17 protein-coding genes are annotated in these 13,934 nt (G+C 59.7%); 11 read left to right on the forward strand and 6 right to left on the reverse strand.

Features of this window, described 5'->3' with window-relative positions:
• Window positions 1–3 precede the first annotated feature (3 nt).
• The 4 genes from BSK43_RS16430 to BSK43_RS16445 form a co-directional block, all read right to left on the reverse strand.
• Entirely contained in the window at window positions 4–1,161 is a 1,158-nt protein-coding gene (locus BSK43_RS16430; protein WP_077472381.1) for an OpgC domain-containing protein, read from the reverse strand.
• The gene (locus BSK43_RS16435; RefSeq protein WP_077472380.1) at window positions 1,133–2,761 is read right to left on the reverse strand and encodes a thiamine pyrophosphate-binding protein; all 1,629 of its coding nucleotides are present in this window, start codon (window positions 2,759–2,761) and stop codon (window positions 1,133–1,135) included. Before BSK43_RS16435 ends, BSK43_RS16430 begins: the two co-directional genes overlap by 29 nt.
• Before the next feature lie 94 nt (window positions 2,762–2,855).
• Complete coding sequence (locus BSK43_RS16440; protein ID WP_077472379.1) at window positions 2,856–3,338, reverse strand: hypothetical protein; 483 nt, start codon at window positions 3,336–3,338, stop codon at window positions 2,856–2,858.
• A gap of 29 nt (window positions 3,339–3,367) precedes the next feature.
• Window positions 3,368–4,696 carry a tetratricopeptide repeat protein gene (locus BSK43_RS16445; protein ID WP_077472378.1) on the reverse strand — a complete coding sequence of 443 codons (1,329 nt, stop codon included), beginning with the start codon at window positions 4,694–4,696 and terminating at the stop codon, window positions 3,368–3,370.
• A 246-nt stretch (window positions 4,697–4,942) separates the two neighbouring features.
• Between BSK43_RS16445 and BSK43_RS16450 the strand changes: the two genes are divergently transcribed.
• From BSK43_RS16450 to BSK43_RS16490, 10 genes are all read left to right on the forward strand, one after another.
• A complete protein-coding gene (locus BSK43_RS16450) occupies window positions 4,943–5,656 on the forward strand; it encodes an SDR family NAD(P)-dependent oxidoreductase (RefSeq protein WP_246662600.1) in 714 nt (237 codons plus the stop codon).
• A 7-nt stretch (window positions 5,657–5,663) separates the two neighbouring features.
• A complete protein-coding gene (locus BSK43_RS16455) occupies window positions 5,664–5,879 on the forward strand; it encodes a hypothetical protein (RefSeq protein WP_077472377.1) in 216 nt (71 codons plus the stop codon).
• Window position 5,880: 1 nt separating this feature from the next.
• A complete protein-coding gene (locus BSK43_RS35120) occupies window positions 5,881–6,042 on the forward strand; it encodes a hypothetical protein (protein WP_169055417.1) in 162 nt (53 codons plus the stop codon).
• Complete coding sequence (locus tag BSK43_RS16460) at window positions 6,039–7,136, forward strand: Rieske 2Fe-2S domain-containing protein (protein ID WP_077472376.1); 1,098 nt, start codon at window positions 6,039–6,041, stop codon at window positions 7,134–7,136. Before BSK43_RS35120 ends, BSK43_RS16460 begins: the two co-directional genes overlap by 4 nt.
• On the forward strand, window positions 7,133–7,906 hold the full coding sequence (locus tag BSK43_RS16465) for a hypothetical protein (RefSeq protein ID WP_246662601.1): 774 nt from the start codon (window positions 7,133–7,135) through the stop codon (window positions 7,904–7,906). The genes BSK43_RS16460 and BSK43_RS16465 overlap by 4 nt, the downstream gene beginning before the upstream one ends.
• Window positions 7,903–8,112 carry a hypothetical protein gene (locus tag BSK43_RS16470; RefSeq protein ID WP_077472374.1) on the forward strand — a complete coding sequence of 70 codons (210 nt, stop codon included), beginning with the start codon at window positions 7,903–7,905 and terminating at the stop codon, window positions 8,110–8,112. Before BSK43_RS16465 ends, BSK43_RS16470 begins: the two co-directional genes overlap by 4 nt.
• A gap of 225 nt (window positions 8,113–8,337) precedes the next feature.
• The gene (locus tag BSK43_RS16475) at window positions 8,338–9,708 is read left to right on the forward strand and encodes a tetratricopeptide repeat protein (protein WP_077472373.1); all 1,371 of its coding nucleotides are present in this window, start codon (window positions 8,338–8,340) and stop codon (window positions 9,706–9,708) included.
• Between the two features lie 12 nt (window positions 9,709–9,720).
• Window positions 9,721–10,503, forward strand: coding sequence for a haloacid dehalogenase type II (locus tag BSK43_RS16480; protein ID WP_077472372.1), 783 nt, complete (start codon window positions 9,721–9,723; stop codon window positions 10,501–10,503).
• A complete protein-coding gene (locus BSK43_RS16485) occupies window positions 10,503–10,919 on the forward strand; it encodes a CopD family protein (protein ID WP_068396432.1) in 417 nt (138 codons plus the stop codon). The genes BSK43_RS16480 and BSK43_RS16485 overlap by 1 nt, the downstream gene beginning before the upstream one ends.
• A 185-nt stretch (window positions 10,920–11,104) precedes the next feature.
• On the forward strand, window positions 11,105–11,809 hold the full coding sequence (locus BSK43_RS16490; RefSeq protein ID WP_077472371.1) for a glutathione S-transferase C-terminal domain-containing protein: 705 nt from the start codon (window positions 11,105–11,107) through the stop codon (window positions 11,807–11,809).
• A gap of 61 nt (window positions 11,810–11,870) precedes the next feature.
• Here the strand turns inward: BSK43_RS16490 and BSK43_RS16495 are convergent, their stop codons facing one another.
• Complete coding sequence (locus BSK43_RS16495) at window positions 11,871–12,569, reverse strand: DUF1223 domain-containing protein (RefSeq protein ID WP_077472370.1); 699 nt, start codon at window positions 12,567–12,569, stop codon at window positions 11,871–11,873.
• Window positions 12,570–12,770: 201 nt separating this feature from the next.
• On the opposite strand from BSK43_RS16495, the gene BSK43_RS16500 reads away from it, so the two are divergent.
• Window positions 12,771–13,517 carry an alpha/beta hydrolase gene (locus BSK43_RS16500; protein ID WP_205910621.1) on the forward strand — a complete coding sequence of 249 codons (747 nt, stop codon included), beginning with the start codon at window positions 12,771–12,773 and terminating at the stop codon, window positions 13,515–13,517.
• A gap of 61 nt (window positions 13,518–13,578) precedes the next feature.
• Here the strand turns inward: BSK43_RS16500 and BSK43_RS16505 are convergent, their stop codons facing one another.
• Window positions 13,579–13,881: an antibiotic biosynthesis monooxygenase gene (locus BSK43_RS16505; RefSeq protein WP_077472369.1), complete on the reverse strand. Its 303-nt coding sequence runs from the start codon at window positions 13,879–13,881 to the stop codon at window positions 13,579–13,581.
• Between the last annotated feature and the right edge of the window lie 53 nt (window positions 13,882–13,934).

A 13,934-nucleotide genomic window follows, 5' to 3' on the forward strand; every position in this document is an offset into this window, starting at 1 on the left:
GTCTTACGATTTCCATGGAGACGTTTTGAACCAACGCACCAGGTAAGCGGTGCCGATAAGGGTTGCGAAGCCGAACAGATTGCCGGCCACTTCTACCGATGTCGTGCGACCGGCATGGTCGAGCGCGATCCCGATCGGCTGGGCGATCACCATGCCGGTTATGAAGACGGCGAGGGATTGCTGGCCAACGACGGTCAGGACGCGAACGACCGGGCCGCGCAGCCGCGCCCCTTTCTCACCGACCAAATGGACGGCGATGTAGCAGAGCGCCATGAAGTGAACGAAACGCAGCAGGCCGAAATCTGTCTTGTCGGTCAGTGGAGTGATGCGATCTGCAGCCATTTGAAAAAACGGATGAACCTCTTGGAACCGGACCCAGGCGAAGGGTACGGTGACAATCACGACTGCAATGGCCATGGCCATCAGACGACGATCGTAGCCCGGTGCTGGCAGCGCCCCACGCATCAGGAAAAAACCGGTAAAAAATAGGAGTTGCCAGCCGAACGGATCGAAGAACCAGGGGCGATCCGACCATGGCTCTGCGGGTAGCCGCGTGAAGCCAAACTGCGTGGCGAGCCACACAGCGATCATCAACACGAATGGCAGGTAACGATTAACTTTTGAAGCGAAGATCATCAGCGGCATCAACGCCAGGATGACGATATACATCGGAAGGATATCGAAATAGTTCGGCACGTAGGTTAGTGTCAGCAAGCCAACGAGCAGATGACCCGGATCCTTCATGAAGGGAACGAGGTTCAGACTGTCGACATAGGTCACGCCGTCATAACGTGTTCCCGCAACCACCATGATCGCGGCAACTACGATGAAGACGGCGATATGCGCCCGGAAGATCTGCCAGATACGCCGCGCGACACGTGCTATCAGGGCAATGGCGCCACTGCGGTCATATGTCGAGCCGAAGGCTATGGCCGAGGCCATGCCCGATTGAAAGACGAACATCTCCGTGGCGTCGGAAAAGCCGAAGCGGGCAGGGATCCAGAGCGCCCAGCCATCGTCGGGAATGTGCGCCAGCAGAATGATGAGCATGCCGACGCCGCGAAAAAAATCGAGGCGCGGATCTCGGGGACGCTTCGTCTTTTGAGCGGCCGGCAATATCGCCGGCTCTCTGTCAGAAGGCGTTGTCGTAGGCGCTTGCATCGAACCTGCAGGCGATGAGACTGAAACCCGGACGTGCTCTGGCGCTCTCAAGCTCGTTGCGAAAGTCATTGATGGTCTCCACATTGGCGCCGTAGCCGCCAAAGCCGCGGGCGATGGCGGCAAAATCGGTTTCACCGAGGGTGACCCCGGCCGAAGCCAGGCCGGCGGACGCCTGCTTCAAAGCTATCAGGGCCAGGCTGCGGTCCTGGAATAGAACGATGGTCAACGGCAGGCCGAGATCGCGAACGGTCGCAAGTTCGCCGATGCCCATCTCGAGGCCGCCGTCACCCATAACCGCGAAGACGCGTCGGGAGGGGTCGGCTACCTTCGCGCCGATCGCCAATGGCAGGGCGGCATTCATGGTGCAGAACCCTGCCGATTGCAGCAGGGTGGATGGTTTTGTCGCGCGCCATTTCTGCGAGAGAAGGATGCGATGGGCACCGCTGTCGACCGTGACCAGGCCATCCACACCTGCCGCTTCGTTCAGATGATCGATAATGGCATGAGGCCCCCATGCGTCCTTGCTCGAAAAGATGCCTTCGAGCTTGGCCTTAGCCTCAGCCGGCTCGCCACCACTCCAGCTCCTCTGTTCGACAAGCAGGCTGTCGAGCGCCTGCAACATGCTTCGAGGTTCGGCGGAAAACCATGTCCCGGCATGGTGCATGGCGTGATCGGGAGCGGTCCTGGAGATATCCACCAGTTTCGCCTGGTCGGCAACGAAGTCGAGCCAGCCAAGACGCATCTCGATCGGATCGTAGCCGATCATCAGCACCAGATCCGCCTCATGAGCGAAGGGCAGCAGGATACGGTCGGCCATCGGCGAAAGGCCGGCACCGCCAAGCGAAAGAGGGTGGTCTTCGGGGATGATGCCCTTGGCCTTGTAGGTGGTGATGACGGGTGCACCGATTGTCTCGGCAAGACGTTGCAGGGCCGGGCCGGCATCGCTGCGTGCCGCTTCGAGGCCCGCGATGATCAACGGCCGCTCGGCAGCGCGGATGCGCTCCGACAGGTGGCGGACACCCGCGTCTGCGATAGTGGCATCGACCGTGAAAACGGTTGGCGGCACAGGGGCCATCGTGGTGGGGCTCGATGCAGCCGCGACCGCCGGCGACAGATCGAGATGCACAGGCCCCATCGGCTCTCTCATCGCAATCGCCAGGGCTCGCGCCACGGTGGAGGCAGCGCTTTCCGGCTCGATTTCGAACGATGCCTTGACGAGTGGCCGCAGCAACTGGGCATGATCGATCACCTGATGGGTGTAGCGGCCGCGCGTCGCCCGGTCGACAACGCCGGAAACGACGATGAGAGGAATGCGCTCTTGCGCGGCGTCGGCGATGCCGTTGACCGCATTTGCAAGTCCTGGACCGACGGTCGTCACCAGCAGTTCGGGATTCCCGCTGATCGTGCTTGCGCCCGCAGCCATTATGGCGGCCGATGTCTCGTGGCGAGCAAGATGGAAGGCGATGCCTGCCGCCTGCAGCGCGTCGATGAGCGTCACAACTTCGCCGCCTGGAACCCCAAAGGCGTTCCGCACCTGATATCCATGCAGCGTTCTCGCGACGATATCCGCGACGCGGTTAAGGGCTTGAGGTTCGGACATTGAAAAGGGACCTGATGATACGAGTTGTTGTTGAGGCAAGCGGCCTGCCCGGCGGATGGTGAGGGGAACCGGGCAGGCCTTCTTCACGGCACTTTCAGCGCTCCATTGAGCGGACAACGAACGCGACGACGGTGCCGAAGAAGATGTGGCCGATGAGCGAAGCCCAGGTCAGGGTGATGAAGCCGAGGAAAGCCGGCAGGCCGGCAATCAGATGCGCCATCACGTAAAGAGCAAACACCCACAGCCCGGTTCCAAAGCCGATGCCGGTCAACAGCAGAGGCAGCTTCGGGAGGATCAACCGCTGGAGCGGTCGGGCGATGAAAAGATAGCCGATCGGATAGAAGACGATGCCGACGATGGCATGAATGGCTTCGGCAAGCAGCAGGTTGTTGAAGCCGAAGACCGACTGGATGAGCGCCGCCGGCTGCAATGGCCCGCCGACCCAAAGCGGTGTAATCAAGCGCGCCCAGATTTCCCAGGTAATGTCGGCCGCAAGGCCGGACAAGACGATCGTGCGTGCAAGCGAGGGCTGAATTTCGGGGAAGACGCTGGTCTTGTGCATTTCCATCATGGACATGGTGATGTTCCTTGTTTGACTGATTGATCTCAGGCCGACAGTCGCATGCCGACCGAACGTTCGATGGATTTGAAGAGCTGGTCGTCAGCCTTCAGCTGCTGTCGAATCTGGCCGATGCGTGTCACGGCCGCATTGTCGCCACCGGCTCCCACGGCCTTGGCCAAAGCGAGGACGAAGAAATCGCGCTGGGCATTGCTGCCGCCGATCTTCGGGAGATTGGCAACCATGCGATCGATCATTCGCTGATCGGCGGGTGCGTCGAGGCCTGCAAGCACACGCGCCATCGGCACACCGATCTCCGCTGCGATCTGGGCCTGCTCGTCCATGCCCAATGCCTTGGCGTCGATCTCGGCGACAAGTTCGGCCACGCCCGCCCGATCGCCAACCGCAACCATGGCCGCCAGATTGTGGAGGGCGGCGAAAATCAGCGTGGTGTCGTTTCTCCTTCGGTAGGCGATCTCTGCAACATCCATCCAGCGATTGCCGACATGGACACCCGATTGCTCGAGGCGCCAAAGGAGAGAAACCGCATTGGCCATGTCGCGGAAGTCATCGGTCTGCTGCGGACGAATCTCGTCGTCATAGAGCTCAAGCACCCGCTCGTGATCGCCGCGCTCAAGGTGAAGCAGGCCGAGGTGCCAGGCCATGTGGAACGAGAAATTGTTGCAGCGCGACCATGCCCTGCGGCTACCCTCGAGCCAGTCGATGCCCTCCTTCGTATCGCCCCGCATTTCGAAGACATGCGAAACGGCATGAAGGCCCCAGGAATCGTCGGGCTGGAGCGCGACGGCGCGCTGGCCAGCCTCCAGCGCTTCGGCATAGCGGCCATGTTCCTCCAGAGCAAAGGCATGACAACCGAGAATGAAGCCTGCGGAGTTTGCTTCCGTATCGATGCGACCCACGGCACGGGTGCTTGCGACCAGCATTCCGGCAGCATCGCCGGTCATGAATCGGAGTGCCTGTGCCAGCTTGAAGGGCAGAAACGTTGCCGGGCGATCCGTGAAGCCGTCATCCAGCAATTCGGCCGCCGTCGAGAAAAGGCCGTTGGCAGCGGCTTCCAGCGCAATCACAAGAATCCGTTCATCCGATGTGCCGCCACTCTTTCTGATCAAAGCTGTTTGCGCGTCTTGGAGCGTGGCGCTGGCAACCGCGGTGAGCTCGGATCGCGCCAGTATGAGGTTTGCAAAGCCTTTTAAGGCATGTGCCGCGACATGATCCGGATCAGCCGCAAGCGTTGCCTGCAATGCCGCAGCGGTATTCGGCCTGTGCGCCGCAATTCCGAATACGGCATTCTCAAATGCTCGGTGTGCCTCCGTGCTGTCTGTGCTGGTGACGAGGTCGTATGCATCGCGTTTCATGAATCTGCTCCTTGAGGAGGGATCGCCATCCAGATTTTCGAAATCCGAAGCGTGGCTCCAACAAAGGCCTTTACGGTTGCATGCCCGGGTTCGTTACATCGGCGGGCGATTTTTTCCTGAGGCAGCAAAATCTGCCATGCTCTTCGGTCGGCCACCGGAAATGTTTTCAACGCATGTAACGAAATGCCCCGTGGAAGCGTATCGAGTATGATGATCGTTCTGGTCCGCTGCTCAGAGGGGATTGCTATGCAAGAGACTGCAGGGAATGAACTCGTTGTGATGGTGACAGGTGCCTCCGGCAATCTTGGCAACGCCGTTGTCAGGGAGTTGCTGGCAACCAGCGCGAAGATCGTCTCGGTCGAGCGAAATCTCGTTGCGCAGACAAGTCCGCCAGCCGGGGAGGGTACAAGTTTTCTGGAACTCGGCGGGATAGATTTGACAGACCTATCCTCTTGTCAGGAGGCCGTTCGACGGGCACTCAATGCGTTCGGTCGAATAGACGCACTCGTCAATACGGTCGGTGGTTTTCAGACCGGTCCCGTGGGAGAGACTGGGCTCGATCAATGGGACCATATGTTCCAGATGAATGCCCGTACTGCCTATGTCATCAGCGCAGCGGTACTGAAGCCGATGCAGGAGGTGGGCTACGGTCGCATCGTGCACATCGCCGCTGCGCCGGGATTGAAGGCGGGAGCCAACCAGGCGGCCTATGCCGCGTCGAAAGGAGCTGTGATCCGGTTGACGGAAGCGATCGCTGCCGAAAACCGCGACAAGCGCATCACCGCCAACTGCATTCTTCCCGGGACGATCGACACGCCACAAAACCGCGCGGTGATGCCCAATGCGAAGACGGACGGCTGGGTCCAGCCGGCCGATATTGCCAAGCTCATAGGCTTTCTCATCTCACCGGCCGCAGGCATCGTCACCGGTGCTGCCATACCGGCGACCGGACGCGTGTGAGGCTGACATGTTCGATCCGTCGGGTCCAGTCGCCGCAGCGCTGATGTCATGGGCCGGCATTGGTCTCGCTGTTGCAATCGCGTTCCTGCTCTTCGGTTTCGACAAGGTCGATCCCGGCGCCCATGACGCCTATGCCGTGAGGCCTCTGCTGGTCCCCGGCCTTGTTCTCCTGTGGCCGCTCGTTGTCTGGCGGTGGCTGCGCTTGACGAAGGAAGGAGAATAGCATGCGGCGCCAACATCGTCGCGCTCATGCGGTGATCTGGACCGGCCTGGCGATTGCCCTGCCGCTGCTGCTTGGCGTCGTCTTCGCCAGCGCTCCGAAGCTGCCGGCCGATGCGCCGGCGGTTCGCCTGGATGGCGCGGCCTCACAAGGAGCGCAGCCGTGAGCGTATCCTACAAGCCGGTCATCTGGAACCGAACGAAGATGATCTACGACGGTGTCCTATTGACTGGCATTGCCGTCTACATATTGCTTTTCCTTAAAGCCGGACCAATGCTTTCGTCTGCGCTGCGCGACGTCGATCTGCCAACGCAGCGCATGCGCGCCTTCGGCTCGCTGGCATTACTGATGCTGACCATCGTGCTTGCGATAGGTCCGATATCTCGCATCGATACGCGTTTTCTCCCTTTGCTCTATAACAGACGCCACTTCGGCGTGATGACCGCCATTATCGCGATGACGCATGCCTATTACGTGCTCGGATGGTATTTTTCCTTCAGTCCGACGCCGCCGTTGACGGCACTTTTGACCAGCAATACCAGCTTCACCAGTGTCGTCGGCTTCCCCTTTGAACTTTTCGGCGTCTTCGCATTGATTATCCTGGCCGTTCTTGCCGTAACCAGCCACGACTTCTGGCTCTCTTTTCTGACGCCTCCTTTGTGGAAGGCGATCCATATGAGCGTCTATTTCGCCTATGCCGCCATCATTATGCATGTGGCGCTTGGAGCATTGCTTGATCGTCGCGATCTTGCCCTCGGCTTCTTGGCACTCGGTGGCCTGGTGATGCTCTGCACCCTGCATCTGATTGCCGGGCGCCGTGAAACATCAATCGACGACGCTGCTTGCGCAGAGGCCGCTGAAGAGCCCTGGATCGTTGTCGGCGATCTCTCCGAGATTGCCGAGGGCAGGGCAATTATCGGCGCTGCTCCAGGCGGGGAGCGCATTGCGATATTTCGTTCCAAGGGTGGTCTATCGGCTGTGTCGAACGTCTGCTCGCACCAAAACGGACCGGTTGGCGAGGGCAAGGTCGTGCTCGGCTTCATCACATGTCCATGGCACGGCTACCAGTATCGTCTCGAGGATGGCTGCTCGCCGCCGCCGTTCCGAGAGCGCATCCGCAAATATCGCGTGCAATTGAAGGGATCGACCGTGCTTGTCGATCCCGAACCCCTGCCGCTTGGCACGAAACTCGAACCGTTTCCCATCCCCGGAGAATTGCTTGCAGCTTCTGCAACGCCTGCAAAGCAAGGAGGCGCATGATGCTGAAACCCGCCGAACGCGGCTTTTTTGTCGGCTATTTCAAAAAGGTGCCGGCTGACGTCAAGGCATTGATGATCGGTTTCGTCGTTTTCTTCATCGCCGGAATGGCATCAGCTTCCGTGTTCCTGTCTCTCAGCACCGAAAGCCCTGGGGCTGGAAGCTATGCGGATGAACTACACGGCGAACATCTCATCGGCAGGATGGAGGTGGCGCCATATCCGATCCTGCGAGTGCCGGGAAACGGGGGGCAGCCCGCCCGTGCCATCATGCTCGGAGGCTCCGGAAAATTCGGTGTCGACGACCGCGCTCTGCCACTTTCCGGCAAAGCAGTTGAGGTCGGTGGCATCTTCGTCAAGCGCGGGGATCTGGAGATGCTGTTGGTCGGCGGTGGGGACGACTTGAAGACAGCGAGAGTGCAGCGTTCGGTGCTGCCAGCCGTCTCGCCACCACAAGATCTCGGGCGATGGCGGCTTACGGGTGAGATTTGCGACGGGAAATGCAGCGGCGGGGCCATGAAGCCGGGAAAAGGGCTTGCACACAAGGCCTGCGCCAATCTCTGCATTTCGGGCGGCGTCCCGCCTGTTTTCGTTTCGACTGCACCCGTCGACGGGCATATCTTCTTCCTGTTGGCGGCAAAGGACGGCGGACCCATGCCGAAGGGGTTGCTCGACAAGACAAGCGTGCCGGTGGTCCTTGAAGGAACGATCGAGCGGCGCGACGATCTTTTGATCTTCAAGGTCGAGCGCTTTGCCGATGGAGCTCGCGCATGACCGGCCACGCGCGCGACCCTTGGCGCCATTTGCTTGGTCTTTCGCTCGCTGCATTGGCTGCCGTTGCCATCGTCATCATCTGGGAATATGGCCTGGACTACCTTGATGGTACCCCGTTCGAAGAACTGCGCTATGTGATTTTTGCGGTTGTCGCTATCGGCTTGCTCTCGGGCCTCAACTCTCTGATGTCGCGGTTCGTGCGCTGAGACCCGCCATCTCCGATTGGGATCGCCATACGATGGTTCGAGACGGGATTTGCCATGAATGCGAGCCCCCATGGCAAGTGTTTAGCGCCGATGAAAGGCTACAGTCCGCATCTCCATCTATCGGCTTGGGGCGGCGCCCATCTTTTTTGTCGAACCCTTGTAACAAAGCGATCAGCCCGAACGTAGCGGCAGAGAGAACTTAAACAGGCTAGCTGGGGGCATTCAATGAAGGCAGAGGGCGAAGTTCAGGCGCTCGTCGAGGCGCGCGAGTCGTTGAGTCTGGCCATGAAGTTTCACGCATCGGGCGAAATCGAACGCGCCGAGCATTATTATCTTGAAGTGCTGCAACATCGATATCGCGTGCCGGATATTTTGCCGTTGCTGGCGGGTATTGCGACCTTGAGGGGGGATACGAACGCCGCGATCACCTATTGGAACGACATGCTTCGCATCGAGCCGGATCATCTGGTTGCTCTTCTTGGCAAGGGCGCGCTACTCCTCAAACAGGGGGAAACGAACGAGGCGATCAGATGTTTTGAATTCGCTGCCAAAGCGTCCCCCGACAATCCGCTTGTGTTGAACAATCTATCGGTCGCTCTCGCCCAAGCCGATCGCAATGGCGATGCTCTTGCCGGTTTTCGCCGTGTGGTATCCCTTCAACCGGACAGCGTCATGCCGCGACACCAGATGCGCCGCCTCACGTCGCGGATTGTTCCGTTCTGGCATATTCCGATGTTGAACGATGTTCGCCGCAACGATGCGTTCGAGGCAGCCATCAAGAGGGCCATCGCCGAGCATGGCCCATCGGTGCAAATACTCGATATCGGCGCCGGCAGCGGCTTGTTGTCGATGATGGCGGCACGCGCGGGTGCGACGAACGTGGTTGCGTGTGAGGTGGTGCCGGTAATCGCGGAAACGGCCGAACGCATCATTGAACAGAACGGGCTTTCGAACCGCGTAAGCGTGGTCAACAAGGTATCGACGGATCTGGTTATCGGGCGCGACATGCAGGAGCTCGCGGGCATTCTCGTCTCCGAAATTCTGTCGAGTGATCTCTTGGCCGAGAACGTCCTCGATACGTTTGAGGACGCCCATGCACGCCTGATAAGCGAAGGTGCGACAATCATCCCGCGGGCAGCGAGTGCCATTGGTTGCCTGGTTGAGAGCGATGTGCTTGGCAACTATGCGTTCGTGGGCGCGGTGTCCGGGTTCGACGTGTCGGAATTTACGCGACTTGCCGCCAACCGCCTGCCGATTCACGGCACGATGACGGAATGGAGGCGGCTCTCGCCTGATATCGAACTTCAGACCATCGACCTCACATGTCCAAGACATGCCGAAGACATTCGTCTCATCGATGTTCCCGTCAGTGCGGATGGAACGGCGGTCGGGATCGTGCAGTGGATGAGGATCGATCTTGCAGAGGGTATCGAGTTTTCCAATCATCCCGACGACTATTCCGATGGTGGTTGGCTGCAGGTCTTGCATCCGTTTCCAGAGCCGATCAAGGTGACTGCGGGCATCCCGCTGAAAATTATAGCCGGCCACGACCGTAACAGCTTGATATTGATGCCGGCATCCTTGGCGGCACATTGAGAGGCTGGCGAAATGCAAGCATCCAGGAAGAGGACCATCGACGGTCGGGAAATCAAGGCAGTCGTTTTCGACGCCTACGGAACGCTCTACGATGTCCAGTCGGTCGAGGGGGCCGTCGAAGCCGCATTTCCCGGTCGCGGCAGCCTGATCACCGCCATTTGGCGGATGAAACAGCTGGAATATTCATGGCTGGTCACGCTTATGGAACGGTATGAGGATTTCTGGTCGATCACGCTCCGTTCGCTCGAGTATACCCTTCGCTCCCTTGACCTCAGCGCCGGCGGACAGCTTCTGGAGGACGTCGCCGCAAGTTATCTCGATCTGAAGCCATACGATGATGTACTGGAGTGCCTTGGACGGCTAGCCCCTCGCCAGCGGGTCATCCTTTCGAACGGCAGCCCGGCGATGCTGTCGACGCTTGCCGCCAAATCCGGGCTCGATACGGCGCTCGACCATATCCTCAGCGTCGATGAGAAACGCGCCTTCAAACCAGCTCCGGCCGCCTATATGCGTGTTGAAGAAGAGCTTGGCGTCTCGCGCGGGCAAGTGGCTTTCATATCGTCCAACGGATTTGATATTTGCGGCGCGAAGAGCTTTGGCTTCACCGTTATCCGCGTGGCGCGCACCATCGCAGACAATCCTCGGGTACCGTTAACTGGCACCGGTCTGGACGAACGGTTCTTTTTCAGCCTGATGCGCGGCAAGGCCGAGACGTTGGATAACGCGGCGGATATCACGGTTCATTCGCTGGCCGAGATTCCCGATCTCCTCACCAGCCGCAAGGCCGATGGCTAATGTATCTCTACATCAAAGCGCTGCATGTCTTTGCCGTCGTGATACTGATTAGCGGCATGTTGGCGATGGCCTTTGCCTTGCGGATGGCTGCCACGGGGGCGAGCGGCAAGGAGATGGGCCGGTATGGAGAAGCGCTCCTGCGTTGGGATGGCTTCGTGACGACACCGGCGCTCGCCACCGTCTGGATGGCGGGATTTGCCATGGCCTTTGGCGCCGGGTGGGACAGTTCGCCCTGGCTCATGCTGAAGATGATCCCCGCCGTCTTTCTAACCGGATTGCACAGCCTCGAAGGATTGGCGCTGAAGCGCCTGTTACGGGACGAAAGGCCAGTTCATCCGCTCTTCGCTGCAGCGCCAGTGGCCATTCTTCTCGCGTTTGCGATGATTGCCTGGCTTGCTGTGACCAAACCTTTTTGAGCGTCATCGCTTTGGTTTCCAACCTTAATTTGATCGGCGCTCGCTTATGTTTTAAAACGATCGAAATAAAACGGTGCTGATTGCCAACAAGAGGGCACTTCCAGCCATGAACGGCGATCATTGCCTGCCATCGCCGTTCGAGGCAAGCAAGGCGGCAGGCGCAAGCAAACCATGGGAGACAATCGATGATCCGCTTCTATTTTCATCCGACGCCCAATCCCGCCAAGGTGGCGCTCTTCCTGGCGGAGACCGAGCTCCCTTACGAGTTGAAGCCCGTCGACACGAGCAAGGGCGAACAGCATTCGGACTGGTTTCGGGCCATCAATCCCAATGGCAAGGTGCCTGCTATCCTCGACACGGATGGTCCTGGAGGCAAGGAAGCCCGCGTCTTCGATTCGACCGCGATCCTGATCTATCTCGCCGAGAAGACCGGCAGGTTTCTCGGTTCGGCGGAGGATCGGCCCGAGCTTTTGTCCTGGCTTCTGTTCCTCGCCTCCGGTCTTGGTCCCTTCTCCGGCCAGGCGGTGCATTTTCAGCATGCCGCTCCTGCTGGGCTCGACTACGCCGTCAATCGCTACCGTCGCGAGGCGGAGCGCCACTATCAGGTTCTCAACGATCATCTCGAAGGGCGGACGTTTATCGTCGGCGATACCTATACCATTGCCGATATGTCGGCCTGGGGCTGGCTCGATCGGGCCTCGCGGGTGCTCAAGGGAACCGACAATCCGCTCGCGTCTTTTCCGAATCTGCAGCGGTTTTTCGAGACGATTGATGCGCGCCCGGCTGTTGTCCGAGCGCGCGAGACGGGCAAGGACCATGCCTTCAAGCGCGTGAATGACGAGGAAACGAAGCGAGCGCTATTTCCGTCCAACTATCCGCCGGCGAGATAAGCGGAGCAACGCGCCGTTCGAGCGGCAATTCAATCTCGGGTTCTATAGCGGAAGTGGCCCGTCAATCCGTAATGGCTGAGAGGATTGGCCCGCCATTTGGCCGCTGCAGCAGCACCGCCGTCTTCAAGCCGGCATCCGGCCCGGGCAGGGAGAAGCTGGCGCTATGCCCGTCCCACGTACCAAGTCGCTCGAGGCGATGAACCACATGGGTGTGCTGCAGCGTCGTGCCGCTGTTTTCACCCCGTGCGACCGGAACGGCCTCGATCCGGGGATCGTATCGCACCAGCCAGACATCGGCGCCTCCAGCTTCGGAGCCGGAGCCGATTTCGATGCGATCCCGATTGAGTGTGAGACCTGGGCCTCGCAGGCGAGGCGCTTCGTCGAGCAGGGACACGATCTCAGGCAGATTGTTTCCGACGGTCGTCGCGCTGCCGTTGATGACCATTTGCGGTGTATAGGGGCCCGACTGTTTCAGAGAAGGCTCGTAGGTGACCTGGCGCTCGGTGAACTCGGGTCGTCCATACGTATCCCTCCAGCCGAGGTAATCCCAGTATGTCACAGAGAAGCTGAGCGCCAGAACATCCTTGCGGTTGCTGATCTTGATGAGGTTGGCATTGGCCGGCGGGCAGGACGAGCAGCCTTGGCTGGTGAACAGTTCCACGACCGTCGGCTGATGGTCAGCCGCCGACGCAGGCGTTGCTGCGGCAGCGATAAGCAAAGACGACAGGACAGATCCGCCGATCCTGGCCGGATATTTCATGATAAGCCTCCCAATTCGGCACCGCGCCGGACCATCCAGGCGCATATCGAGAGTTCGCCGGTATGGCGGATGTTGTTACAGCTTCACGCCTTCGTGATCGGCGGAGGGGCTTCCTGCCCCCGCGATTGCCCCTGCCATTGTAACAGGCAGGCACTCTTGCCCGTATGGGTGTCGTCACCATGATTTCGTATGGGAGAAGATATGAGTTCGTTCCGGTCCATTTTGCTCGTCGCCGTCGCGGTGCTGAGCCCGATGCTTGCTGTTCCGGCACGCGCCGAACCGGTATCCTTCGATGCGAAGGATGGCGTGAAGATATACGGGGATTTTCGCGAGGCCGAAGGCAAGCCGCGCGGCACTATCCTGCTCTTTCACATGGCAGGCTCCAACAGAAACGAGTATGCGCCCCTGGCGCCTGTTCTCAACAAGGCGGGCTTTGCGACCCTCGCGATCGACCAGCGCTCCGGCGGTGATCTTTGGGGGCACGTCAATGAAACGGCGGCCAAGGCGAGAGGTAGTGCCGACTATGCCGACGCCCTTCCCGATCTGGAGGCCGCCATCGCCTACGGCAATGCCAAACACTCAGGCTCGCTTGCGGTCTGGGGATCGAGCTATTCATCGGCGCTCGTTTTCATCGTTGCGGCACGGCATCCCGAGGTGAAGGCGTTGCTTGCCTTTTCACCGGCCGAATATATCCAGGGCTATTCGATCGAGAAGGCGGCGGCGAGCCTCTCCATTCCGGTCTTCATCACTTCCGCACCCGACAGCAGCGAGGTATCGAGCGGCGAGGCACTGGCAAGAGCGGTGCCTGGTCATAGGGCGGTTCAATATACTCCGGCGATCGGCGTGCACGGATCATCGACGCTGCGGACCGACGAGGATCCGCGAGGTGCTGCCGAAAACTGGAAACACGTCATGGTTTTTCTCGACACCGCGCTTCCGCGCCGCTGAGTTTGCGAAAGCAGACCGAAGCTTCCGGAACTAGCAGCGTCCGGTGCCGGAACGAGTGCTCTCACACCGGAAGTCGATCGGCCAGCACTTCGATTTGCCTGATATCGAGCGGTCCTTCAAAGAGGTCGTCATACTTTGCCACGAGGGCAGCGGCGATCGGGCCGTTGAGGTGAGCCTGGCGTCCTTCTTCCCCGTCAAAAGCATCGAAGATGCCGAAGGTGGATCTATCGAAGCGAACCGCAAACCACGCAACGGTCAAGGGTTCCTGTTGCAGCAAGGCGGATGCGCCGGTGAGAAAGGCAGCGACTTCCTCTTCCTTTCCGGCCTTTGCCTTCAGTTGAACGAACAGTGCGAGTTGGGTCATGATCCTCTCCTATTTCGGCGTTGAATGCCCACTGGCTGCGGATGTTCGATATT

It is taken from the genome of Rhizobium sp. P44RR-XXIV (genome assembly GCF_001999485.2).
Classification (GTDB): domain Bacteria; phylum Pseudomonadota; class Alphaproteobacteria; order Rhizobiales; family Rhizobiaceae; genus Rhizobium.

Bases quoted from the DNA above. Each gene is read 5' to 3' on its own strand.
- BSK43_RS16430 (WP_077472381.1), bottom strand. From the start codon at position 1,161: ATGCAAGCGCCTACGACAACGCCTTCTGACAGAGAGCCGGCGATATTG.
- BSK43_RS16435 (WP_077472380.1), bottom strand. From the start codon at position 2,761: ATGTCCGAACCTCAAGCCCTTAACCGCGTCGCGGATATCGTCGCGAGA.
- BSK43_RS16440 (WP_077472379.1), bottom strand. From the start codon at position 3,338: ATGTCCATGATGGAAATGCACAAGACCAGCGTCTTCCCCGAAATTCAG.
- BSK43_RS16445 (WP_077472378.1), bottom strand. From the start codon at position 4,696: ATGAAACGCGATGCATACGACCTCGTCACCAGCACAGACAGCACGGAG.
- BSK43_RS16450 (WP_246662600.1), top strand. From the start codon at position 4,943: ATGCAAGAGACTGCAGGGAATGAACTCGTTGTGATGGTGACAGGTGCC.
- BSK43_RS16455 (WP_077472377.1), top strand. From the start codon at position 5,664: ATGTTCGATCCGTCGGGTCCAGTCGCCGCAGCGCTGATGTCATGGGCC.
- BSK43_RS35120 (WP_169055417.1), top strand. From the start codon at position 5,881: ATGCGGCGCCAACATCGTCGCGCTCATGCGGTGATCTGGACCGGCCTG.
- BSK43_RS16465 (WP_246662601.1), top strand. From the start codon at position 7,133: ATGATGCTGAAACCCGCCGAACGCGGCTTTTTTGTCGGCTATTTCAAA.
- BSK43_RS16470 (WP_077472374.1), top strand. From the start codon at position 7,903: ATGACCGGCCACGCGCGCGACCCTTGGCGCCATTTGCTTGGTCTTTCG.
- BSK43_RS16475 (WP_077472373.1), top strand. From the start codon at position 8,338: ATGAAGGCAGAGGGCGAAGTTCAGGCGCTCGTCGAGGCGCGCGAGTCG.
- BSK43_RS16480 (WP_077472372.1), top strand. From the start codon at position 9,721: ATGCAAGCATCCAGGAAGAGGACCATCGACGGTCGGGAAATCAAGGCA.
- BSK43_RS16485 (WP_068396432.1), top strand. From the start codon at position 10,503: ATGTATCTCTACATCAAAGCGCTGCATGTCTTTGCCGTCGTGATACTG.
- BSK43_RS16490 (WP_077472371.1), top strand. From the start codon at position 11,105: ATGATCCGCTTCTATTTTCATCCGACGCCCAATCCCGCCAAGGTGGCG.
- BSK43_RS16495 (WP_077472370.1), bottom strand. From the start codon at position 12,569: ATGAAATATCCGGCCAGGATCGGCGGATCTGTCCTGTCGTCTTTGCTT.
- BSK43_RS16500 (WP_205910621.1), top strand. From the start codon at position 12,771: ATGAGTTCGTTCCGGTCCATTTTGCTCGTCGCCGTCGCGGTGCTGAGC.
- BSK43_RS16505 (WP_077472369.1), bottom strand. From the start codon at position 13,881: ATGACCCAACTCGCACTGTTCGTTCAACTGAAGGCAAAGGCCGGAAAG.